Below are 21,152 nucleotides of genomic sequence, written 5' to 3'. Positions count from 1 at the left end.
ATGACCGAAACCTATCGCACCGGGGGCTGCCAGTGCGGCGCCGTCCGTTTCCGCATCCACGGCCAGCTCGGGCGCCCGTCGATCTGCCACTGCCGCATGTGCCAGAAGCAGTTCGGCGGTTTCTTCTCCGCGCTCGTCACGGCGCCGAAGGGCGGCGTGGAATGGACGCGCGCGCAGCCCAGCTACTTCCAGTCGTCCGTCAACATCGATCGCGGTTTCTGTAAGAACTGCGGCACGCCGATGACCTATCGCCATCCGGGCGGACTCGAGATCGCCGTCGGCACCTTCGACGACCGTTCCGATCTCGCCCCGCAGGTCCAGGTCAACCATGCCGCGCGGCTGCCGTGGGTGGAGACGATCTTCGACCAGCCGGTCCACGACGACCCCGACTACTATTCGCGGCAGGAGGCGATCATCTCCTTCCAGCACCCCGACCACGAGACCGACCAGTGGCCATCGCAAGGGTTGAAGATCTAGGGCGGCCGCCGCCGGGATCTCGACAAGAACTGACGCAGAGAAGCCGCGTGGGATACCACCGGCAAGGGACATGAGCATGACCAGAGAACGCATCTACCTCTTCGACACGACGCTTCGTGACGGCCAGCAGACGCCGGGCGTGGATTTTTCGGTCGAGGACAAGATTGCGATTGCCGCAATGCTCGATGAATTCGGTCTCGACTATGTGGAGGGCGGCTATCCCGGTGCCAACCCGACCGATACCGCCTTCTTCGGAAAGAGGCGCACGCGCAGTGCACGCTTCGTCGCCTTCGGCATGACCAAGCGCGCCGGCGTCTCAGCCTCCAACGATCCGGGCCTTGCGGCCCTTCTGGAGGCGGCAAGCGATGCCGTCTGTCTCGTCGCCAAGAGCTGGGACTATCACGTGCGCGTGGCGCTCGGCTGCAGCAATGAAGAGAACCTGGAATCCATCAGCGCCTCGGTTGCGGCCGTCGTTGCGGCGGGCAAGGAGGCCATGGTCGACTGCGAGCACTTCTTCGACGGCTACAAGGAAAATCCCGCCTACGCGCTCGCCTGCGCCAAGGCGGCCTATGACGCCGGCGCCCGCTGGGTCGTCCTGTGCGACACCAATGGCGGCACGCAGCCGCCGGAAATCCGTGACATCGTCGCCGCCGTGATCGCGGCCGGGGTGCCGGGCGTCAATCTCGGCATCCATGCCCACAACGATACTGGGCAGGCGGTTGCCAATTCGCTGGCGGCGGTGGAAGCGGGCGTGCGCCAGATTCAGGGTACGCTGAACGGCATCGGCGAACGCTGCGGCAACGCCAATCTCGTGACGATCATACCGACGCTGGTGCTGAAGGAGAGCTACGCGGAGCGCTTCGAGATCTCGATCGACCGGGAGCGCCTGCAGGGGCTGACCCGGCTATCGCACCAGTTCGATGAGTTGCTGAACCGCTCGCCCGATCACCAGATGCCCTATGTCGGGGCCTCTGCCTTCGCCACCAAGGCCGGCATCCATGCCTCGGCGCTTTTGAAGGACCCGCGGACCTACGAGCACGTTCCGCCGGAAAGCGTCGGCAATCTGCGCAAGGTGATGGTCTCCGATCAGGGCGGCAAGGCGAACTTCATCAACGCGCTGAAACTGCGCGGGATCGTCGTCTCCAAGGACGACCCGAAGCTCGACCGTCTGATCGAGGTCGTCAAGGAGCGCGAGGCGACGGGTTATGCCTATGAGGGCGCGGATGCCAGCTTCGCGCTGCTTGCCTCCCGTACGCTCGGCACCATCCCGCAGTTCTTCCATGTCGAGAGCTTCCGCGTCATGGTCGAGCGCCGCTATGACGCCAACGGCAACCTGAAGACGGTCTCGGAGGCGGTGGTGAAGGTCGTCGTCGACGGCGAGACGATGATGTCGGTGGCGGAGGGGCACGGCCCGGTCAATGCGCTGGATCTGGCGCTGCGAAAGGATCTCGGGAAGTTCCAGAGCGAGATCGAGGATCTCGAACTGGCGGATTACAAGGTCCGCATCCTCAATGGTGGTACGGGAGCCGTCACCCGCGTCCTGATCGAATCGACGGACGCGACCGGTGCGCGCTGGTGGACGGTTGGCGTCTCCGACAACATCATCGACGCTTCGTTCCAGGCGCTGATGGACAGCATCATCTACAAGCTCCTGAAGAACCGCGGTGAAGCGGGCAGGGTGGCGGCGGAGTAGGCGACCATGCGCATGATGGCAAAACTCGCCCTGATCGTTCTCGCGGTAGGTCTTGCGGCTTTCCTGCTTGTGACACTGGCGCAGGTCTCGACGTCGGCTGGTGACGTGCTCTACGGCAAGCCGCTGCGGCTCGACCCCGACGACGGGTTGGCGATTCTCGTCATCGCCATCATCCTGACACCCGGTGCGCTGACCGCCTGGCTTGCCGAAACGCTTGCCGGCGGGCGGTTGAAGGCAAGCACGAGGGCGCTGCTGATCATCGCCTGCAACGGCATCGTTGGCGGCCTTTTGCTGGGTCTCTTTGCCAGTCTCGACGACTACTTCACCGCACCCGGCTGGGAGCCTGCCTATGCGATCATTGGCGCGATAGCAGGGGCGGCCTGCGGCGCGCTTCAATCATCCCTGACGGCTCGGATTGCAGGCCGCGGCTAGAATGAAGCGCGCTTCATCTACCCTTCACCGAAATGAATTGGTGTATTCAGTGCGGTTGCTTTAATAAAGCCATTTCGAACTGTTGCGCGGACGCAACCTCGCGCTGCGCCACCTGAAAGCAGGATTCAACTCCATGGCCGACCAGTCCAACGCGCCGGAGGCGACGAACGGGGATTCCCTGCGCGGATTTCTCTTCGCGCTCACGGCCTACCTCCTCTGGGGGGTTCTGCCCTTCTTCATGAAGGCTGTGGCCCATATTCCTGCGGCCGAGGTCGTGGCGCACCGTATCGTCTGGTCCGTTCCGATCGCCGGGCTGATCCTTCTCTGGCTCGGTCGCACGGCCGATATCTGGAGAGCGCTGCGATCGCCACGCGTGCTTTCCATGGCGATGCTCACGGCTGTGCTGATCACCATCAACTGGGGTATCTATGTCTGGGCGATCGCGGCGGGACAAGCGATTGAGGCCGCGCTCGGCTATTACATGAACCCGTTGTTTTCGATCTTCCTCGGCGCCGTCATTCTGAAGGAAAAGCTGTCGGGGGCGCAGATGGTGTCGATCGCGCTTGCCGCCGCGGCTGTCGCGATTCTTGCCATCGAGGCGGGCGGCCTGCCCTGGGTCTCGATCGCGCTTTGTATATCCTGGGGCTTCTATGCTTTCTTCCGCAAGACCCTGCCGATCGGGCCGAACCAGGGCTTTTTCCTGGAGGTCATGCTTCTGAGCATCCCCGCGCTCGGCTACATCGTCTGGCTGGAGGCGACTGGTCGCGGCCATTTTGGCGATACCGGTACGACTGATCTTGTCCTGTTGCTTTCCTGCGGCGTCGTCACCGCCGTGCCGCTGATGGTCTTTGCCAACGGTGCCAAGCTGCTCAGGCTCTCCACCGTCGGCATCATGCAATACATCACGCCGACGATGATCTTCCTGACGGCCGTGTTCTTCTTCCACGAGCCGTTCGGTCGCTCGCAGATGGCCGCTTTTGCGCTGATCTGGGCGGCAGTGATCGTTTACTCCGGGTCGATGCTGACCAATGTTCGCCGCCGGCGTCCCCAGACGCTCAAGCCGGCGGAATAGCGCTTCGGGAAGAGGGGGTCGGTTCAGAACGCGCGGCCCCCGCTCTGAAGGGCCGCGACGCGCTTTGACCGGATGGGGGCTGGACCTACAGCCTTGCGATGATCCCCGCTTCGCCGCCGCGCTCAACGGTGCCGGCCCAATGATCGATCAGGGCCGGGACGATCTGCTCGGGCTCGTCGATGACAATCGGCTGGACCAGGTGGGCAGCGTGCACGAAGCCGGCATCGGCCATGTGTCGCATCAGCTTCAGCATCGGGTCCCAGAAGCCGCCGATATTGGCGAAGACGATGGGTTTGCGGTGGCGGCCGAGCTGGGCCCAGGTCATGATCTCGACGATCTCCTCGAGCGTGCCGATGCCGCCCGGCAGCGCGACAAAGGCGTCGGCGCGCTCGAACATCTTGTGTTTGCGCTCGTGCATGTCGGCCGTGACGATCAGTTCGGAGAGTTGCCCGAGCGAATGGCGGGTTGCCTCCATATCAATGAGGAATTGCGGTATAATTCCTGTCACCCGCCCCCCACCGGCAAGCACCCCGCTGGCGACCGCTCCCATGATGCCCTTGGTGCCGCCGCCGTAGACGAGGCGGAGGTGATTCGCGGCCATGGACTGGCCGAGCGTCCGGGCGGCGTTGATGTAGGCGGAATCACGGCCCGGCTGGGAACCGCAATAGACGCAGATGGCTCGAATTGGCATGGTTTCATCGTTCATGGTCAGATTGAGCCATCCCATACCGGGGCAGGTCAAGGAAAATGACATAAAAGGCACGGCGAATTCGTGTGCAAACTGGCCGCAAGCTTGTGGAAACCCTTAGGAATCGCTAGCAATTCCGAGGGGAATAGCGGCGTGCCGCGTGGAGATTCTAAGAGATGAAGTACAAGACCGGCCTGATTGCGGTAGGCGTGTTGGCGGCAGCCACGGCACTGATGGTGTTTTTCGTCCTTCCGAACATCGACGAGGACCAGGCGCCCGACGCAACGCAGCAGGCGGAGCAGCCCGCAAGCGAAACGCCACCGGCGCAAGCGCCGGCGTCCGCCGCAAAGCAGGCGCGCACGGAAACTGCCCCAGACGCAGCCGCCACGCAGACAGATGGACAGACGGACAGCAAGGCCGCATCCGATACGGCAAGCGCCGACTCGGCGGCCGCTTGGCAGGCGCCGTCCTTCGACCTTCTGCGTGTCGAGCCGGACGGATCCACCGTGATCGCCGGCCACGCCGAGCCGAACAAGGAACTGCAGATCCTGAGCGGTGAAACGGTTGTCGCTACGACCGAAGTCGGCCCCTCCGGCGATTTCGCCGCTGTCTTCGACAAGCCGCTCGCTGCCGGCGATCATGAGCTGGCGCTGCGTATCCTGGGTGAGGGCGGCGTTGCCAAGACGTCGGAAGAGGTCGCGACCATCTCAATTCCGAAGGACGGGAGCGGAGAGCTGCTTGCCATGGTCACCAAGCCCGGTTCGGCCAGCCGTCTGATCACGGTGCTTCAGGGGCCGCAGGGCAGTGTGAAAACGGGTGTGGCGCCATCTGAGGGCAGCGCAACCGACACCGCCGCGCTGCCCACGCCGGATACCGGCGTCGCCGGGCAGGCGCCAGGAGGTGCTGAAACACCGGCCGCAACCGGCGGTCAGGCCGAATTGCCGAACGTGCGCATCTCGGCCGTCGAACTCGAGGGCGACAAGATGTTCGTCGCGGGAACGACGAAGCCGGACACGCTGGTGCGCATTTATGCCAACGACAAGCTCCTCGGCGAGATCAAGTCCGATCCGCAGGGGCGTTATGTGGTCGATGGCCAGATGTCGCTTCCGGTCGGCCGCCATACCATCCGCGCTGACGTGATGAGCCAGGATGGCGCCAAGGTGGAGCTGCGCGCCTCCGTTCCCTTCGATCGTCCCGAAGGCGAGCAGGTCGCGGTCGTGGCCCAGGACAGCGGCGCGGCCGATCAGGCCGGCACCACGCTCGGCCTGATCGACGACGGCGCCTTCGACAAGCTTCGGGCGGAGGCGAACAAGGCGGTCGCCCTTCTGAGCGGACTCTATGCCAACGGGAACCTGCCTTCGGCCGAGGAACTGGCGGCGGCGCGGTCGGCCACCGAGATCGCCTTGCAGTCGCTGGCGGCTTACAAGGCGCCGCCAGGTGGCCCTGGCGAAGTGATTGCCGCGCGTGTCTCGGCCGTGGCCGCCGATGCGCTGGCGAAGCTGAAGGCGCTTCCGGCCGATGCCGCGACCGTCGGCCAGTCCATCGCGGCCATCGAAGCGTCTGTCAAGGATGCCCTGACACCGGCAACCAACGGCAACGCCGCGGCCAAGGACGTCGCGCAGGCGCCGACGGTCGATATCGGCAAGCTCGAGTCCGAAGTGGCTGAACTGAACGCGAAGTTCTCGAACCTGTTCGCGGAGGGCAACGCCCAGACCGACGCGATTCAGGCTTCCCGCAGCGCGCTTACGACTGCCCTCGGAAGGATTACCGCATACTCTGCGCCGACCGGCACCGACGCCGACCGGCTGGCGCTGGTAGACAAGCTGAAAGCCTGGGCAAAGTCGGCGGAGGAGGCTTTGGCCAAACTCCCGGCCGATGCGCCGAAGGAGAGCTATGCAGAGGCACTCGCGACGCTGAAGACCGCCCCTCCGGCCGTCCTCTCCGCATCGGCCGAAGCCGCCGCGGCGACCGGCAGCCAGGCAGCGGACGCAGGTGCTGCGTCGCCGGTAGCCGATACGAAGCCGGCGGATGCGGGCACGCAAGCGGCTGTGGCTGGTACGGAGACCCAGGCGTCAGCCGAGCAGCCGAAAACCGTGGAGCAGGCGCCGCTGAAGGAGAGCAAGACCTCCGTCATCATCCGCCGCGGCGATACGTTGTGGCAGATCGCCCGTCGGGTCTATGGTCAGGGCGTGCGCTACACGTCGATCTATCTCGCCAACGAGGACCAGATCACCAATCCGGACCGCATCCTGCCGGGGCAGATCTTCGGCGTTCCTGACGAGGCGATGCCCGAGGCGGAGGCGGAGGAAATGCACCGCAAGCGCCTCAAGAACTAGCATGTCGCCCGAAAGTGAAGGGCATGCGAGAAAATCAACAAAAGCGCAGCAGGTAAGATCCCGACGCGCTTGAGCGTTCTCGTCGACTTGGCGTCCGAACATTGTATTGCGGGCCCGTGCACCCTATGTCAGTCCATGCGGCGTCCTGTTGGGACGCCGCATTTTTTCATGAAAGCTTGAGCCGGAACCATCCGGCACTCGGAGGCGTGCGTGGCGGCCACAACGAAGAAAACGGTTTCAGCCGATACCAGCAATCCGTTCGCAACCATCGTCAATCTCTGGCCCTACATGTGGCCCGAGGATCGGCCCGATCTGAAGATGCGGGTGGTCTGGGCGACGGTCTTCCTGCTCCTCTCCAAGCTCGTTCTGCTGCTGGTGCCCTATTTCTTCAAATGGGCGACCGACGCGCTGGGCGGCAAGACGGATATGGTGGGCTTGCTGCCGCCCTTCCTGCTCGGCGCGGTGATGCTGGTGATCGCCTACAATTTCGCGCGCATCTTCCAGGCCGGATTGAACCAGCTTCGCGACGCCCTGTTTGCCAGCGTCGGCCAGTATGCCGTGCGCCAACTCGCCTACAAGACCTTCGTCCATCTCCATCGGCTGTCGCTGCGGTTCCATCTCGAGCGGCGCACGGGAGGGCTTTCGCGCGTCATCGAACGCGGCACCAAGGGCATCGAGACGATCGTCCGCTTCACCATCCTCAATTCCGTCCCGACCATTATCGAGTTCCTTCTGACGGCGGTCGTGTTCTGGGTCGGCTACGGCTTCAGCTATCTCCTCGTCACCGCGGTCACGGTCGCGCTCTATATCTGGTTCACCGTCCGCGCCAGTGACTGGCGCATCGCCATCCGCCGCACGATGAACGAGAGCGATACGGAGGCGAACACCAAGGCAATCGACTCGCTGCTCAACTTCGAAACCGTGAAGTACTTCGGCAACGAGGATATGGAGGCGAAACGCTTCGATCAGTCGATGGCGCGCTACGAGCGCGCGGCGACGCAGGTCTGGACCTCGCTCGGCTGGCTGAACTTCGGCCAGGCACTGATCTTCGGCGTCGGCACGGCGGTCATGATGGTGATGTCGGCGCTGGCCGTCCAACGCGGCGAGCAGACGATCGGCGACTTCGTCTTTGTCAATGCGATGCTGATCCAGTTGGCGATCCCGCTGAATTTCATCGGCTTCGTCTACCGAGAAATCCGCCAGGGCCTCACCGACATCGAGCAGATGTTCGATCTCCTTGAAGTGCATGCGGAAGTCGAGGACCGCCCGGGCGCGGGGCCGCTTGCGATCGGCGCCGGCGCAATCTCCTTCCGCGACGTTCATTTCGCCTACGACCCCGCACGGCCGATCCTGAAGGGCGTCTCGTTCGAGGTCCCGGCCGGCAAGACGGTCGCAGTCGTCGGTCCCTCCGGGGCCGGCAAGTCGACCTTGTCGCGCCTGCTCTACCGCTTCTACGATGTTCAGCAGGGGGCAATCACGATCGATGGACAAGACGTGCGCGACGTGACGCAGAAGTCGCTGCGCGCAGCGATCGGCATGGTGCCGCAGGATACCGTGCTGTTCAACGACACGATCGCCTACAACATCCGTTACGGCCGGCCGTCGGCAACCGACGAGGAGGTGAGGGCGGCCGCTGACGTTGCCCAGATCAGCGGTTTCATCGAGCACCTGCCGGGTGGGTTCAAGTCAATGGTGGGCGAGCGTGGCCTGAAGCTGTCCGGCGGCGAGAAGCAGCGCGTGGCGATTGCTCGCACGATCCTGAAGAGCCCGCCGATCCTGATCCTCGACGAGGCGACTTCGGCGCTCGATACCCGCACCGAGCAGGAGATCCAGGCTGCGCTCGAGCTTGTCTCGAAGAACCGCACGACCCTGGTCATCGCCCACCGGCTGTCGACCGTGGTTTCGGCCGACGAGATCATCGTGCTGAAGGACGGCCGGATCTCCGAGCGCGGCACCCATGCCGGACTGCTTCGTCAAGGCGGCCTCTACGCCTCGATGTGGAACCGTCAGCGCGAGGCGACGGAAGCCGAAGAGCATCTCAAGCAGGTTCGCGATGCGGACGAGCTCGGTGTGGTCGTGCGAGGCGCTCCAGTGAACTGATCGTGACGAGCATGGTGGCCGGAGGTCACCATGCTCCCAGGGTCCTCGATAGCACCGATCTGCTGATCGCTCGGGGACAAGGTCCGGGGCAACCAGAAGCTCCGCTCATGGCCGATGAATCCGTGCCGATTGCCGACCTCTTGCTGCATCGCCGCATTGCCCCCGTCGCGGTTTCGCGCTAGTTGCAGTGCGCAAGAGAAACGGAGAGGTATGCATGAGTCTGGTCGGTACGGTGCGAAACACCCTGGTTCCCGTCCATCGCGACGGCTGGAAGTTCGTTGCCATCTTCTTCGTGGTGTCCCTCGTGCTCGGGCTCCTGTGGGAACCGTTGATGTGGATCGGCTTCATCCTGACGGCCTGGTGCGCCTATTTCTTCCGCGACCCCGAGCGCGTCACCCCGCAGGATCCGGACCTCGTCATCAGCCCGGCGGACGGCCGTGTCTCGTCGATCGCAATGGTGACACCGCCGCTCGAGCTTGAGCTTGGCTCCGAGCCGATGCTGCGCATCACCGTCTTCATGAACGTGTTCAATTGCCATGTGAACCGTGCGCCGATGCGCGGCAGCGTTCGTCGCATCGCCTATCGCGCCGGCCGGTTTCTCAATGCCGAACTGGACAAGGCGAGCCAGGAGAACGAGCGCAACAGCCTCGTCATCGATACGGCGCACGGCGAGATCGGCGTCGTTCAGATCGCCGGTCTCGTGGCCCGCCGCATCGTCTGCTGGACCTCGACATTCGATCGTCTCGAGGCCGGTGAACGCTTTGGTCTGATCCGTTTCGGGTCGCGACTCGACGTTTTCCTGCCGGCCGGTGCCGAGGCACGGGTTGCGCTCGGCCAGACGGCGGTTGCCGGCGAGACGGTGCTTGCGGAGTTCGGTTCCTCGAAGGGGCCAACACTGGGACGCCGGGGTTGACAGGGGCGCGGGATCGCGTGATTTCGGAGTTCGGTGTCTTGCCGGATCGACATCAGTGCGTTCCGGCCTGCAAACAAAGCGAGCCGAAATGAAAACGCCGTTCCACCCCTATGAGCCGAACGGGCCGAATGATGAGGCCCGCGGCCCGCGTTTGCGTCAGATCCCGTTGCGGGTGATCATCCCGAACCTGATCACGATCCTTGCCATCTGCGCCGGCTTGACCGGCATTCGCCTCGCCTTCGAAAATCGCTACGAGCTCGCTGTCGGCATGGTGCTGCTGGCCGCCTTCCTCGACGGCATCGACGGGCGCGTCGCCCGTCTTCTCAAGGCGACGTCGAAATTCGGCGTACAGATGGATTCGCTGGCCGATATCGTCAATTTCGGCGTTGCGCCGGCGCTGGTGCTCTACGTTTTCGTGCTGGACCAGGCCCGCTCGATCGGCTGGATCGCAGCTCTCATTTTCGCCATCGCCGCCGGCCTGCGTCTTGCCCGCTTCAACGTGATGGCGGAGCGGGAGACCAAGGCAAGCTGGCAGAGCGAGTATTTTGTCGGCGTTCCGGCGCCCGCAGGCGCCATGCTCGTGCTGCTGCCGGTCTATGTCGGCTTCCTGGGCGTGGCGCCGAGCCAGCCCTTCGCCCTGATCGCTTCGGCCTATACCGTGCTGATCGCCTTCCTCCTCGTCAGCCGTGTCCCGGTCTGGTCCGGCAAGTCCGAGGGCGGGCGCATCCGCAAGGATCTGGTTCTGCCCGTCATGCTCGCCATCGTCATCTATGTGGCGACGCTCATGAGCTTCACCTGGGAGACGATGGTCGTGACCGTCGCCCTCTACCTTGCATCGCTGCCCTTCGGCGCGCGTGCCTGGTACCGCAAATATGGCGGCTGGCCGGCGACCGATTCCTCGGTCGAGAACCCGTTTCCCGGCGAAAGCGACGAACACTGAAGACGGACGGACACGCCGTTCGTACAAAGTGCATTCCGACATGGAACAAGTAGGCGCGGCAGATTCCGCGCCTTACTTGTTGTCAAAACCCTGATTCCGATTTTTCTTTTGCTAGCATCGCCCGATTGCTCCGTCATGCCGGGCTTGATCCGGCATACATTGCGCTCAAGTCCTTGAACGCAAATGACCCTCTCGCACCGCAGACGCGGCTCGACCCCGACCTCCAGGGTGGCGGAAGGAGGGGGCGCTCCAAAGCAACCAGTTTTTTCAGCGGCCTGAGAGCGACATGCAAATGCCGCGTCGCTGCTTTGCGTTGGCGATTCCAGGCCTGTCTTGAAAATCGGGTCGGATGGTGTTATTTAGCATGATAATTAGTAGCAAGCTAATAATATTCAGGCTAGGAAAATGTCCAGAACCAGTTCCCGCGACATCATTCTCGACGAACTCTCCCGCGCCGGTCGCAAGATGCGCGCGCTGTTCGATGCCCGGGTGAAGGAGAGGGGGCTGACGCTGTCGCGTGGCCGCGCACTCCTTGTTCTCGGCAAGATGCCGAACCTGACCCAGCGCGAGCTCGCTGACGAGCTAGATATCGAGACGCCGACGCTCGTGCGTTTGCTCGATGGCATGGAGAAGCAGGGTTTCATCGAGCGGCGCAACGTCGAGGGTGACCGGCGGGCCAAGCAAATCGCCATGACGCCCTATGGCGAACAGGTCGCCGAAGAGATCGCCTCGCTCGCAAAGGAGTTGCGCCGCGATCTCCTGCGCGGGGTTAGCGAGGCAGACATGGCAACGGCCGTGCGGGTTATCCGTACCATTACCGAGAGTGCGATGACCTCCTGTCGGGAGAGCGTGTGACCATGTCTGCCGGAGTGGCAACCTACGCCGCCGAAGAGGACAAGCCGCAACATCGTCTGACGGCTGCCAACGACGATGCGGCTTCATCTGCCGTGCCGGCGCAGCAATCCGAGCAAGCTGCAGAGGCGCAGGCCGTCTCGCCCCGCCGCCTGCCGGTGGCGGCATATATCGGTGCATCTTCTCTCCTGGCCCTGACGCAGGGCTTCGGGATGAACATGATTGCGGGCAACCTGCAGCAACTGCAGGGTGCCTTTGGTGCGACCCAGACCGAGGCTACCTGGTTGATCGCAGCCTATCTGGCACCGAATGTCTCCCTCTCCGTAGCGCTCATCAAGGTACGCGCGCAGTACGGTATCCGCACTTTCGCGGAGTGGAGCATCGTCCTCTTCGTTCTTGTCTCGATGCTGCATCTGTTCGTGACCGACCTGCAGTCGGCGATTGCGCTCCGCTTCGTCGCCGGTATCGCCGCGGCCCCGATGTCGAGCCTTGCCTTCCTCTATATGATCGAAAAGGTTCCGCCGCAGTACAAGCTGACCTGGGCGCTGACGGCAGCGCTGACCAATATTGCGCTGGCACCATCGCTGACGCGGATCATGTTTCCGACGTTGTTCGAACTCGGGGGCGTGCATAGCCTGTACCTGTTCGAGCTTGCGCTCGCGATGGCGAGCTTCGGTGCGATTTACCTGCTGCCGCTCAACTCACCGCCTCGGGCAAAGGTGATCGAACGACTTGATATCGTCAGCTATCTTTTCGTGGCCATCGGTTTTGGTTCGCTCGCGATCGTACTGACCACGGGCCGGCTCTACTGGTGGCTGGAGGCGCAGTGGGTGGGCGAGCTTTCTGTCCTGTCCTTGGTATGCCTGACGATTGCGGCTTTGATCGAGCTGAACCGCAAACAGCCGTTCATCGACATCCGTTGGCTGGTGAGCCCGGAGATCCTCCATTTTACGACGGTGCTGCTGCTCTTCCGCCTGCTTCTGACCGAGCAGACGGCCTCCGCCACGAACTTCTTCCTTGTCATGGGGCTACAGACGGACCAACTGACCGGGCTCTACACGGTCATCGCAATCGCGACGATCATCGGCGGCGTCATCTGCGCCTGCCTGATCAAGCCGGGGCGGGAGCCATATATCCATCTTGTATCGCTGGCACTGATCTCGATCGGTGCCTGGATGGACAGTCGCGCGACCAACCTGACCCGGCCGCAGGACGTCTATTTCAGCCAGGGCCTCGTCGCCGTCGCCAGCGTCATGTTCCTGCCGCCTTCAATGGCGCACGGGCTGATGAACGCGCTGAAGAAGGGGCCGAACTACATCTTCTCCTTCATCATCCTGTTCCTGGCCACACAGAGCCTGGGTGGTCAGCTTGGCTCTGCCGCGTTCGGCACGCTGATCACGCTGCGCGAAAAGTTCCATTCGAACGTTCTCGCCCAGAGCATCACGCTGACCGATCCGATCGTTGCGGGCCGCGTAAACCAGTTGTCGGCCGTCTATGGCCACACGCTGACCGACAAGGCCATCCTCAACGCGGAGGGCGCAAGCCTTCTCAGCCAGCAGATCACCCGCGAAGCGAACGTGCTCGCCTACAATGACGTGTTCATGCTGGTTTCCGTTCTGTCGGCGGGCGCCGCAGCGTGCCTGCTGCTCCATCTGATTTTCAACGCCATCAAGACTCGCCTCCGGAACACTGGTCCGGTCGAGCTTGCCGCCTGAGTAAAAGTCATGAAGAAACTGATCGCCAATCTTGCTTCGACCCTTGCAGTTGCAACGGGTGTCGCCGCCATTACGCTTGTTCTCTACGCCTGGGACCTCCCTCCGTTCAGGAGCGACGTCCAGACGACCGACAATGCATATGTCCGCGGTTCTGTAACTCTCATCAGCCCGCAGCTTTCCGGTTACATCGTCGATGTCCCCGTCAAGGACTACCAGGCCGTCAAGGCCGGCCAGATGCTCGCCCGCCTTGACGACCGCATCTACCGGCAGAAGGCCGACCAGGCGAAGGCGGCGCTTGCGGCCCAGGAAGCGGCGTTGGTCAACTCGAACCAGCAGCAGCGCTCAGCAGAAGCCAAGATTGGCTCCAGCGAGGCGAGCGTCGAAAGCGCCCAATACGGTCTGCGCCGCGCCACGGAGAACTGGAACCGGGTCGAAGCGCTCGCGAAGAAGGGCGTGATGGCCGAGAGTGACCGCGAACAAGGCCGCGCCACGCTGGACCAGGCAGAGGCCGCGGTGAAGCAGGCGAAGGCCCAGCTGGAGGTCGCACGGCAGGATCTCCAAGGGATCATCGTCGCCAGGGACTCTCTGAAGGCAGCCGTCGACGGCGCCAGGGCGACCGTGGAGCTTGCCGAAATCGATCTCGCCAACACGCGCATCACCGCGCCGCGCGACGGTGTCGTCGGCGAGGTCGGCGTCAAGCTCGGCCAGTATGTCGGCGCCGGCACGCAACTTATGGCGGTCGTGCCCGAAGGAACCTGGATCATCGCCAATTTCAAGGAAACGCAACTGAGCCGAATTCACGTCGGCCAGCCGGTAACGATCTCCGTCGACGCGCTCGACCATCGCGAACTGAGCGGTCATGTCGAGCGTTTCTCGCCGGCCGCGGGTTCCGAGTTCAGCATCATCAAGCCCGACAACGCCACTGGCAACTTCACCAAGGTTGCCCAGCGCGTTCCGATCCGTATCTCGATCGATCCGGGTCAGGAGCAGGCGAAGTACCTGAGCCCCGGCCTGTCGGTGGTCGTCAGAACGGTGGTTGAAGAGGACACGACCGCAGCCGCAATGGCTGCCGTAGAGCACAAGGGCTGATGCGGAAAATGCGGCGAGGCGCACGAAAGGCCTGCGCAACTTACCGGTTGCGCGGGCCTTTTCACGTCTGCCTGATGATGGCGCCGAGCAGCTGTCAGCTCGGCATGTTGTAGTCGACGATCTTCTTCTCGCGGACGATGAAGAGCTTGCCGGTCTCGGTCATGTCCGGGCCGAGCAGCGGCATCAAAGCCTCGGCGACCTCCGAAGGATGCGGCACCGTTGCAGGATCCTCGCCGGGGACGGCTTGGGCGCGCATGGCGGTCCGCGTCGGGCCGGGATCGATGGACAGGATGCGGAGCGCGGTGCGCTGCGTCTCGCCGGCCCAGGTGCGGGCCAGCGCCTCGACGGCCGCCTTGGAGGCGGAGTAGGGGCCCCAGAACGGCTTGCACTTGTGCGCCGCCGCCGACGACAGGATCAGCGCCCGCCCGGCGTCCGATTTCAGAAGCAGCGGCTCGACCGAGCGGATCAGCCGCCATGTGGCGTTGACGTTGATCGTCATTACCTTCTCGAACACCTTCGCCTCGACATGGCCGATCGGCGAGATCGTGCCGAGCACGCCGGCATTGGCGACGAGGATGTCCAGCTTGCCCCAGCGCTCGAAGATCGAGCCGCCGAGCTTGTCGATCGCCGCCATGTCGGCCAGGTCGAAGGGTACGAGCGTGGCGGTGCCGCCGACGGCCCTGATGCCGTCATCGAGCTCCTCGAGGCCACCGACGGTCCGGGCGCAGGCGATCACATGCGCGCCGCGCTTGGCCAGTTCGAGGGCGGTGAAATAGCCGATACCGCGCGAGGCGCCAGTGACAAGCGCGATGCGGTCTTTCAGATCGATGTCCATCATACCCTTCCCGTGTGAGGCCGGCCAAAAGAAGAAGGCCGCGTTTCCGCAGCCTTCTAGCGTAAGCGTTGCAAATTGAAAACCGCTGCTTCGGTTCAGCCGTTGCTGGCGAGCACCGAGACTTTGCGACCCATCGTCTCACCGTCCTTGTCCAGCAGGCGTGTCGGATAGTCGCCGGTGAAATAGTGGTCGGTGAATTGCGGACGGGCGGGATTGCGATCCTCGCCGCCGACGGCTCGGTAGAGACCGTCGATCGAGAGGAACTGCAGCGAGTCGGCGCCGATATACTTCGCCATCGCCTCGACGTCGGCATACTGGTTGGCCAGCAGCTTGTCCTTGTCCGGCGTATCGATGCCGTAGAAGTCGGGGTAGAAGATCATCGGGCTGGCGACGCGGATGTGCACTTCCTTGGCGCCGGCGTCGCGGATCATCTGCACGATCTTGACCGAGGTGGTGCCGCGAACGATCGAATCGTCGACGAGAACGACACGCTTGCCCTCGATCATGGCGCGGTTGGCCGAGTGCTTCAGTTTCACTCCGAAGGCGCGGATCTGCTGCGTCGGTTCGATGAAGGTGCGGCCAACATAGTGGTTGCGGATGATCCCGTACTCGAATGGAATGCCGCTCTCCTGCGCGTAGCCGAGGGCCGCCGGCGTGCCGCCGTCCGGAACCGGCACGACGACGTCTGCCTCCACCGGGTATTCCCTGGCCAGGTTCATGCCCATGTTCTTGCGCGCGACGTAGACATTGCGGCCACCGACCACCGAGTCGGGCCGTGCGAAATAGACGTACTCGAACAGGCACAGGCGTTCCGGCGTCGGATTGCCGGATTTGCGGGCTTCGATGGAGATCGAACCGTCCGGCTCGATCTCGCAGATGATGATCTCACCGTTCTCGACATCGCGGATGTATTTCGCGCCGATGATGTCGAGCGCGCAGGTTTCCGAGCAGAAGATCGGCTTGCCGTCGAGTTCGCCCATGACGAGCGGACGGATGCCGGTGGGGTCGCGGGCGGCGATCAGCTTGGTACGGGTGATGCCGAGCATCGAGTAGCCGCCTTCCATCTGGCGGATGGCGTCGATGAAACGGTCGGTCGTGTTCGTGTAGCGCGAGCGGGCGATCAGGTGCAGCACCACCTCCGTGTCCGAGGTGGACTGGCAGATGGCGCCGCCGGCAATCAACTGACGACGAAGCGTCAAGCCGTTGGTGAAGTTGCCGTTGTGGGCGACCGCGATGCCGCCGACTTCCAATTCCGCAAACAGCGGCTGTACATTGCGCAGCGCCACCTCGCCGGTGGTGGAGTAGCGGGTGTGACCGATCGCCATGTTGCCGGGCAGCTTCGCCAACGTCACCGGGTTCGTGTAGTGGTCGCCGACCAGGCCCATGTGCTTCTCGGTATGGAACTGCTTGCCGTCGACAGAGACGATACCGGCGGCTTCCTGGCCGCGATGCTGGAGGGCGTGTAGCCCGAGTGCTGTCAGCGTCGCCGCATCCGGATGGCCGAGGATGCCGAAAACACCGCATTCCTCATGAAGCGTATCCCCGTCCAGATCGCTGTCGGAACGGTGGGCGGAAACGGAAAAATCGCTCATTTGCTGCAAGCCTTTGCTCGGGACATTTCGGGGTTGCACGGGTTTTGCCTATCGGTGCCGGGCGAATACCGCTTCACCGGATCCATGGATGAGGCTCATATCCAATTTTTGGCCGCGACGCCAATATGTGTACGCCTTAACGACTTTACCACCGAAGTCCGCAGGCTTCAGTGGTAGCTTGGTTGATCCTATCAGATTTTCGCCGCGGCCGCTCTGGCGAAAAGTGCTGGGCAGCCTTGCGAGATCATCCGTTCGTTGCCGGTGCCTCCTCTGCCGGCTCCTCGCCGCTGGCCGGGGCTTGCCCGGCTGCGCCGTCGGTGCCTTCGGCAGGCGTTTCTGTGCCTTCCGCCGGCGCGCGCTTGCCAAGCAGGCGGTCGCGGATCTGCGTGTCGGCGTCTTCCGGCAGAAGCGCGATCAGCTTGGTGCCGAGATTGTCGAGCAGCGGCTTCGATTTCGCGCTGCCGACCCACGCGGGTTGCTGCTGCGGGGCCACCAGCCAGTTGAAGAACAGCATGGCAACGACGACCAGTAGGATGCCGCGGGCGGCGCCGAACAGGAAGCCGAGGGTGCGGTCCAGCGCGCCGATGCGGCTGTCGATGATGAAGTCGGCGATGCGCATGGTGATGAAGGAGATCACGATCAGCGCGACGAGGAAGACGGCGGCGGCCGAACCGATGATGGCGACCGTATCGCTGGCCGTGTAGTCCTTGGCGTACGGCAGGAGCACCGGGTAGAGGAAGTAGGCGGCGGCAGCGGCGCCCACCCAGCTTGCGACCGACAGAACCTCGCGCGAAAATCCACGCACCATCGCCAGGACGGCCGAGAAAAGCGCGACGCCGATGACGATACCGTCGAGAAGGGTGATGGGCATGTTTTGTCCTACTCCAGACCTGGAATGTCGTTCGACCCGGGTGCGATGTGCTCGCGCACATTAGCCGATTGCGTCAAGCGCGTCTCAATTCGGTTCATCAGCAACGAACTGTTTCCACAAAGGTTTGCCAATTTCGCGGCAGCCGCATCAGTTGTCTTCGTCGCCGCGCATGAGCGCGCCCTTCGAGCCGGCAATGCGCGCCACCAGATCCGGCAGGCTGTCGATCTCCGCCCATCGTCCGCCATTGCCCCGCGGCAATTCGGCCGAGCCGGTCGGCAGCACGGCCTGCGAAAACCCGAGCTTCTCGGCCTCCTTCAGGCGCTGCGCGGTGTGCGACACCGGCCTGACGGCGCCCGAAAGGCTTACTTCGCCGAAATAGACGCAATCCTTCGGCAGGGCAAGACCGGCCAGCGACGAAACGAGGGCGGCGGTAACGGCAAGATCTGCTGCGGGCTCGGATATGCGAAAGCCGCCGGCGACGTTCAGATAGACGTCGTGCTGCCCGAGCCGTACGCCGCAATGGGCTTCGAGCACGGCAAGGATCATCGAAAGCCTGGCCGAGTCCCAGCCGACAACGGCGCGGCGCGGCGTGCCGAGCGAGGTCGGCGCCACCAGCGCCTGCACCTCGACCAGAACCGGCCGCGTGCCCTCCATGCCGGCGAAGACGGCGGCACCCGGCGCCTTCTCGTTGCGCTCGCCAAGAAACAGCTCCGACGGATTGGAGACTTCGCGAAGGCCCTTGTCGGACATTTCGAACACGCCGATCTCGTCGGTCGGCCCGAAGCGGTTCTTGACCGTGCGCAGGATGCGGTAGTGGTGGCCGCGGTCGCCCTCGAAATAGAGCACGGCGTCGACCATGTGCTCGACGACGCGCGGGCCGGCGATCTGGCCTTCCTTGGTGACATGGCCGACGAGCACCACGGCAGCACCGGTCTGCTTGGCGAAGCGGATCATCGCCTGTGCGCCGGTGCGCACTTGCGTAACGGTCCCCGGCGCCGACTCGACGATGTCGCTCCACAGCGTCTGGATCGAGTCGATGATGGCGAGATCGGGCCGCTTGCCGTCGGCGAGCGTGGCGAGAATGTCCTCGACGTTGGTTTCGGCGGCGAGCAACACATCGGTCTCGGCGGCTCCCAGCCGCTGCGCGCGCAGCCGTATCTGTGCGACGGCTTCCTCGCCCGATACGTAGATCACCCGCTGGCCGCGGCGGGAGAGGGCGGCCGCCGCCTGCATCAGCACCGTCGATTTGCCGATGCCCGGATCGCCGCCGACGAGCACGGCCGATCCGCGAACGAAGCCGCCGCCGGTGACGCGGTCGAGTTCGCTGATCCCGGTCCCGATTCGCGGTGCCTCCTCGATTTCACCCGACAGCGCGGTCAGCGCGACGACGCGGCCCTTCTTCGGCGTCTTGCCCGGACCGCCGCCGATGCCGCCCATCGGGTCTTCCTCGACAACGGTGTTCCACTCGCCGCAGGCGTCGCACTTGCCTTGCCAGCGTGAAAAAACCGTGCCGCAGTTCTGGCAGACGAATTGGGTGCGGGCCTTGGCCATCCGGTCTCGCTTTCAACAGCTACGTGTGGGGATTCGCTGAAAGCGAGTTAGCACAAAGCGGGAACGTCGCCTACCTGTTCGCGTCGATATAGTCTCGGCGATACCTTGGGCCGAGACTGGTCAGCAGCACGTAGTCGATCGTGCCGCCCGCCTTTGCCACTTTCTCTATCGGCATGTTCGGGCCGAACAGCTCGATAAAATCGCCCGCGCGCACCGCACCTTCGGGAAGATCGGTCACGTCGAAATGGGTCAGATCCATGGTGACGCGGCCGATCAGGGGCACGGCGCGCCCATGCAGGTATCCGCTGGCGCCGGAAATGCCGGTCTGGCGCAGCGGCACGCCGGCGCCGGACAGGCTGCGCAGATAGCCGTCGGCATAGCCGATCGCGGCGACGGCGATCCGGCTGTCGCGCGTCAGGACGGCGGCGGCGCCGTAGCTGACGCTTTCACCGATGCCTGCATTGCGCACCTGAAGGATACGTGCCTCGGCCGTGACGACCGGTTTCATCGGGTTCGGTTCGTCGTTCACCGCAGCGCCGCCGTAAAGCGAGATGCCCGGCCGGGTCAGGTCGAAGTGGAATTCCTCGCCCAGAAAGACGCCGGCGGAACTGGCTAGGCTCGCCTCGACCCCTTCGAACGCTCGTGTCGCGGCGCGAAAACGGTCGAGTTGCATGCGGTTCATCGGGTGCATCGGCTCGTCGCCGCAGGCGAGATGGCTCAGGATCAGCACCGGCGAAAAGCTCGCCGGCCGCGCCGGGTCATGGGCGAGCCCGATCGCGTCGTTCACAGACAGGCCGAGCCGGTTCATGCCGGTATCGACCTGCAGCGCGCACGGATGATCGCCGCGCTCCGAGATCGCCGCCATGAAAACGGCCAGCTGGTTTTGTGACGCCAGCACCGGGACTAGGTCGTAATCGAAGAACAGCCGCTCCGAGCCAGGCCACATTCCGGAGAGGACAAAGATGCGCCCGTCCGGCACGAGCGGCCGCAACATGACGCCCTCTGCCGGGCTTGCCACGAAGAAGTCGCGGGCACCGGCGCCGTAGAATGTCCGGGCCGCCGGCTCCAGCCCGGTGCCATAGGCGTCGGCCTTGAGCACGGCTGCGGTGCGGGCTTTGCCTGACTTGCGGGCCATGAGGCGCCAATTGTCGGCGAGCGCCTGAAGGTTGATGGTCAACCGGGCATGTTCTTCGCCAATCGGGGCCGTGGATGAGAAGGGACTGGTCGGGGAGAAACTGCTCTTCGTCATTGTTATCGAATACTCGCTCCAGCATCGGGCGGCAACAGGATTGCAGCAACCACTGCAAAAGCAAAGGAATTTGCAATTCGATGCATTCCGGGGGCTTTTCGCGCCTAGAGGTTCCTCTTAACGTCCCGGCGCGCGATGGGAGGCGAACTGCAGGGCATGAAAAAGCACTATGCGATAGTTGTGTTGGCGTTGGGGCTGGTGGCTGCCCTCGGTGTGCTGCCGCTGCGTGCCCAGGAGCCAGAAAGTGCCCCATGGGAACTGCGCGACGCCTTTGCCACGCTGCTCGGCCTCGACCTGAACGGCAGCAGGGCCATACGGGACGGCAACATCGATGTTTATCGCTCGGTTCTGGACGACCCCGAGGCGCCGCGGCTGCTGACCCGTCTGGAGGTGGGGGGAAACGGATGTCGCGCGCGCACCACCTCGGCCCTGCAGTATCCGGGGAAGTGGGCCGTTCTCTCCCTGACCATGATCGACCTGCACAGTGTCACGCGCGCCGTCGCCTATCGCTCCATCGACGACCTCATCGCAGAACGAAATCCGCTGCCACCGCACGATCCTGACGTCAGGCAGTTGGTACTTGAAGGCAAGGGGTTGCGGTGCACGACGCGTCTGTCGCTCGAGGCCGATGTGGACGAGCCGATCGGCACCTGCCGTGACCGGCTCGACATCGAGTTGACGGACGAGGCTTTGGCGGCACTCGCCCTCATGGCCGGAAAGTGCAACATCACGGTCTTGCGGCACTGA

Annotated in this window: 18 protein-coding genes; 12 read left to right on the top strand and 6 right to left on the bottom strand. The window is 63.8% G+C overall.

From position 1 onward, the window contains the following. The 4 genes from AC1DDS_RS00940 (at position 1) to rarD (ending at position 3,674) form a co-directional block, all read left to right on the top strand. Entirely contained in the window at positions 1-477 is a 477-nt protein-coding gene (locus AC1DDS_RS00940; protein ID WP_310418303.1) for a GFA family protein, read from the top strand. A gap of 76 nt (positions 478-553) precedes the next feature. Continuing rightward, positions 554-2,170, top strand: a complete 1,617-nt coding sequence (cimA, locus tag AC1DDS_RS00935; protein ID WP_477477735.1) for a citramalate synthase — start codon at positions 554-556, stop codon at positions 2,168-2,170. Positions 2,171-2,176: 6 nt separating this feature from the next. Next, the gene (locus AC1DDS_RS00930) at positions 2,177-2,602 is read left to right on the top strand and encodes a hypothetical protein (protein WP_477477186.1); all 426 of its coding nucleotides are present in this window, start codon (positions 2,177-2,179) and stop codon (positions 2,600-2,602) included. A 133-nt stretch (positions 2,603-2,735) separates the two neighbouring features. Further along, the gene (gene rarD, locus AC1DDS_RS00925; protein ID WP_477477185.1) at positions 2,736-3,674 is read left to right on the top strand and encodes an EamA family transporter RarD; all 939 of its coding nucleotides are present in this window, start codon (positions 2,736-2,738) and stop codon (positions 3,672-3,674) included. Positions 3,675-3,759: 85 nt separating this feature from the next. Here the strand turns inward: rarD and AC1DDS_RS00920 are convergent, their stop codons facing one another. Beyond that, the gene (locus tag AC1DDS_RS00920) at positions 3,760-4,380 is read right to left on the bottom strand and encodes an LOG family protein (RefSeq protein WP_477477184.1); all 621 of its coding nucleotides are present in this window, start codon (positions 4,378-4,380) and stop codon (positions 3,760-3,762) included. 158 nt (positions 4,381-4,538) lie between these two features. Between AC1DDS_RS00920 and AC1DDS_RS00915 the strand changes: the two genes are divergently transcribed. From AC1DDS_RS00915 to AC1DDS_RS00885, 7 genes are all read left to right on the top strand, one after another. Next, the gene (locus AC1DDS_RS00915) at positions 4,539-6,698 is read left to right on the top strand and encodes a LysM peptidoglycan-binding domain-containing protein (RefSeq protein WP_477477183.1); all 2,160 of its coding nucleotides are present in this window, start codon (positions 4,539-4,541) and stop codon (positions 6,696-6,698) included. A 210-nt stretch (positions 6,699-6,908) separates the two neighbouring features. Next, positions 6,909-8,798 (top strand): ABCB family ABC transporter ATP-binding protein/permease, encoded by a 1,890-nt coding sequence (locus AC1DDS_RS00910; RefSeq protein ID WP_477477182.1) that lies wholly within the window; start codon positions 6,909-6,911, stop codon positions 8,796-8,798. Between the two features lie 214 nt (positions 8,799-9,012). Next, complete coding sequence (locus AC1DDS_RS00905; protein ID WP_310418325.1) at positions 9,013-9,711, top strand: phosphatidylserine decarboxylase; 699 nt, start codon at positions 9,013-9,015, stop codon at positions 9,709-9,711. 88 nt (positions 9,712-9,799) lie between these two features. Then, positions 9,800-10,651, top strand: coding sequence for a CDP-diacylglycerol--serine O-phosphatidyltransferase (pssA, locus tag AC1DDS_RS00900; protein ID WP_310418328.1), 852 nt, complete (start codon positions 9,800-9,802; stop codon positions 10,649-10,651). A 405-nt stretch (positions 10,652-11,056) separates the two neighbouring features. Next, positions 11,057-11,506 carry a MarR family winged helix-turn-helix transcriptional regulator gene (locus AC1DDS_RS00895; RefSeq protein ID WP_477477181.1) on the top strand — a complete coding sequence of 150 codons (450 nt, stop codon included), beginning with the start codon at positions 11,057-11,059 and terminating at the stop codon, positions 11,504-11,506. A gap of 2 nt (positions 11,507-11,508) precedes the next feature. Next, complete coding sequence (locus AC1DDS_RS00890) at positions 11,509-13,218, top strand: MFS transporter (protein WP_477477180.1); 1,710 nt, start codon at positions 11,509-11,511, stop codon at positions 13,216-13,218. 9 nt (positions 13,219-13,227) lie between these two features. After that, entirely contained in the window at positions 13,228-14,307 is a 1,080-nt protein-coding gene (locus AC1DDS_RS00885; protein WP_477477179.1) for an HlyD family secretion protein, read from the top strand. Between the two features lie 94 nt (positions 14,308-14,401). Here AC1DDS_RS00885 and AC1DDS_RS00880 read toward each other — a convergent pair whose 3' ends face one another. The 5 genes from AC1DDS_RS00880 to alr form a co-directional block, all read right to left on the bottom strand. Continuing rightward, positions 14,402-15,142 (bottom strand): SDR family NAD(P)-dependent oxidoreductase, encoded by a 741-nt coding sequence (locus tag AC1DDS_RS00880; RefSeq protein ID WP_477477178.1) that lies wholly within the window; start codon positions 15,140-15,142, stop codon positions 14,402-14,404. A 95-nt stretch (positions 15,143-15,237) separates the two neighbouring features. After that, positions 15,238-16,734, bottom strand: coding sequence for an amidophosphoribosyltransferase (gene purF / locus AC1DDS_RS00875; RefSeq protein ID WP_477477177.1), 1,497 nt, complete (start codon positions 16,732-16,734; stop codon positions 15,238-15,240). A gap of 244 nt (positions 16,735-16,978) precedes the next feature. Next, positions 16,979-17,605 (bottom strand): CvpA family protein, encoded by a 627-nt coding sequence (locus tag AC1DDS_RS00870; protein ID WP_477477176.1) that lies wholly within the window; start codon positions 17,603-17,605, stop codon positions 16,979-16,981. A gap of 147 nt (positions 17,606-17,752) precedes the next feature. Beyond that, positions 17,753-19,156 (bottom strand): DNA repair protein RadA, encoded by a 1,404-nt coding sequence (gene radA / locus AC1DDS_RS00865; protein ID WP_477477175.1) that lies wholly within the window; start codon positions 19,154-19,156, stop codon positions 17,753-17,755. A 70-nt stretch (positions 19,157-19,226) separates the two neighbouring features. Then, positions 19,227-20,405, bottom strand: a complete 1,179-nt coding sequence (gene alr, locus AC1DDS_RS00860; protein WP_477477174.1) for an alanine racemase — start codon at positions 20,403-20,405, stop codon at positions 19,227-19,229. 156 nt (positions 20,406-20,561) lie between these two features. Between alr and AC1DDS_RS00855 the strand changes: the two genes are divergently transcribed. Further along, entirely contained in the window at positions 20,562-21,152 is a 591-nt protein-coding gene (locus AC1DDS_RS00855) for a hypothetical protein (protein ID WP_477477173.1), read from the top strand.

This window comes from Mycoplana sp. 10N416 (assembly GCF_056394765.1).
The sequence above is the reverse complement of the archived record's forward strand: the minus strand, read 5'-3'. Positions and strand labels throughout refer to the sequence as shown.

Excerpts from the sequence above, each read along its gene's own strand:
- pssA (WP_310418328.1), top strand. The coding sequence starts at position 9,800 with ATGAAAACGCCGTTCCACCCCTATGAGCCGAACGGGCCGAATGATGAG.
- AC1DDS_RS00940 (WP_310418303.1), top strand. The coding sequence starts at position 1 with ATGACCGAAACCTATCGCACCGGGGGCTGCCAGTGCGGCGCCGTCCGT.
- AC1DDS_RS00855 (WP_477477173.1), top strand. The coding sequence starts at position 20,562 with ATGAAAAAGCACTATGCGATAGTTGTGTTGGCGTTGGGGCTGGTGGCT.
- AC1DDS_RS00920 (WP_477477184.1), bottom strand. The coding sequence starts at position 4,380 with ATGAACGATGAAACCATGCCAATTCGAGCCATCTGCGTCTATTGCGGT.
- AC1DDS_RS00905 (WP_310418325.1), top strand. The coding sequence starts at position 9,013 with ATGAGTCTGGTCGGTACGGTGCGAAACACCCTGGTTCCCGTCCATCGC.
- cimA (WP_477477735.1), top strand. The coding sequence starts at position 554 with ATGACCAGAGAACGCATCTACCTCTTCGACACGACGCTTCGTGACGGC.
- radA (WP_477477175.1), bottom strand. The coding sequence starts at position 19,156 with ATGGCCAAGGCCCGCACCCAATTCGTCTGCCAGAACTGCGGCACGGTT.
- rarD (WP_477477185.1), top strand. The coding sequence starts at position 2,736 with ATGGCCGACCAGTCCAACGCGCCGGAGGCGACGAACGGGGATTCCCTG.
- AC1DDS_RS00915 (WP_477477183.1), top strand. The coding sequence starts at position 4,539 with ATGAAGTACAAGACCGGCCTGATTGCGGTAGGCGTGTTGGCGGCAGCC.
- AC1DDS_RS00930 (WP_477477186.1), top strand. The coding sequence starts at position 2,177 with ATGCGCATGATGGCAAAACTCGCCCTGATCGTTCTCGCGGTAGGTCTT.
- purF (WP_477477177.1), bottom strand. The coding sequence starts at position 16,734 with ATGAGCGATTTTTCCGTTTCCGCCCACCGTTCCGACAGCGATCTGGAC.
- AC1DDS_RS00890 (WP_477477180.1), top strand. The coding sequence starts at position 11,509 with ATGTCTGCCGGAGTGGCAACCTACGCCGCCGAAGAGGACAAGCCGCAA.
- AC1DDS_RS00880 (WP_477477178.1), bottom strand. The coding sequence starts at position 15,142 with ATGGACATCGATCTGAAAGACCGCATCGCGCTTGTCACTGGCGCCTCG.
- AC1DDS_RS00885 (WP_477477179.1), top strand. The coding sequence starts at position 13,228 with ATGAAGAAACTGATCGCCAATCTTGCTTCGACCCTTGCAGTTGCAACG.
- AC1DDS_RS00895 (WP_477477181.1), top strand. The coding sequence starts at position 11,057 with ATGTCCAGAACCAGTTCCCGCGACATCATTCTCGACGAACTCTCCCGC.
- alr (WP_477477174.1), bottom strand. The coding sequence starts at position 20,405 with ATGACGAAGAGCAGTTTCTCCCCGACCAGTCCCTTCTCATCCACGGCC.
- AC1DDS_RS00870 (WP_477477176.1), bottom strand. The coding sequence starts at position 17,605 with ATGCCCATCACCCTTCTCGACGGTATCGTCATCGGCGTCGCGCTTTTC.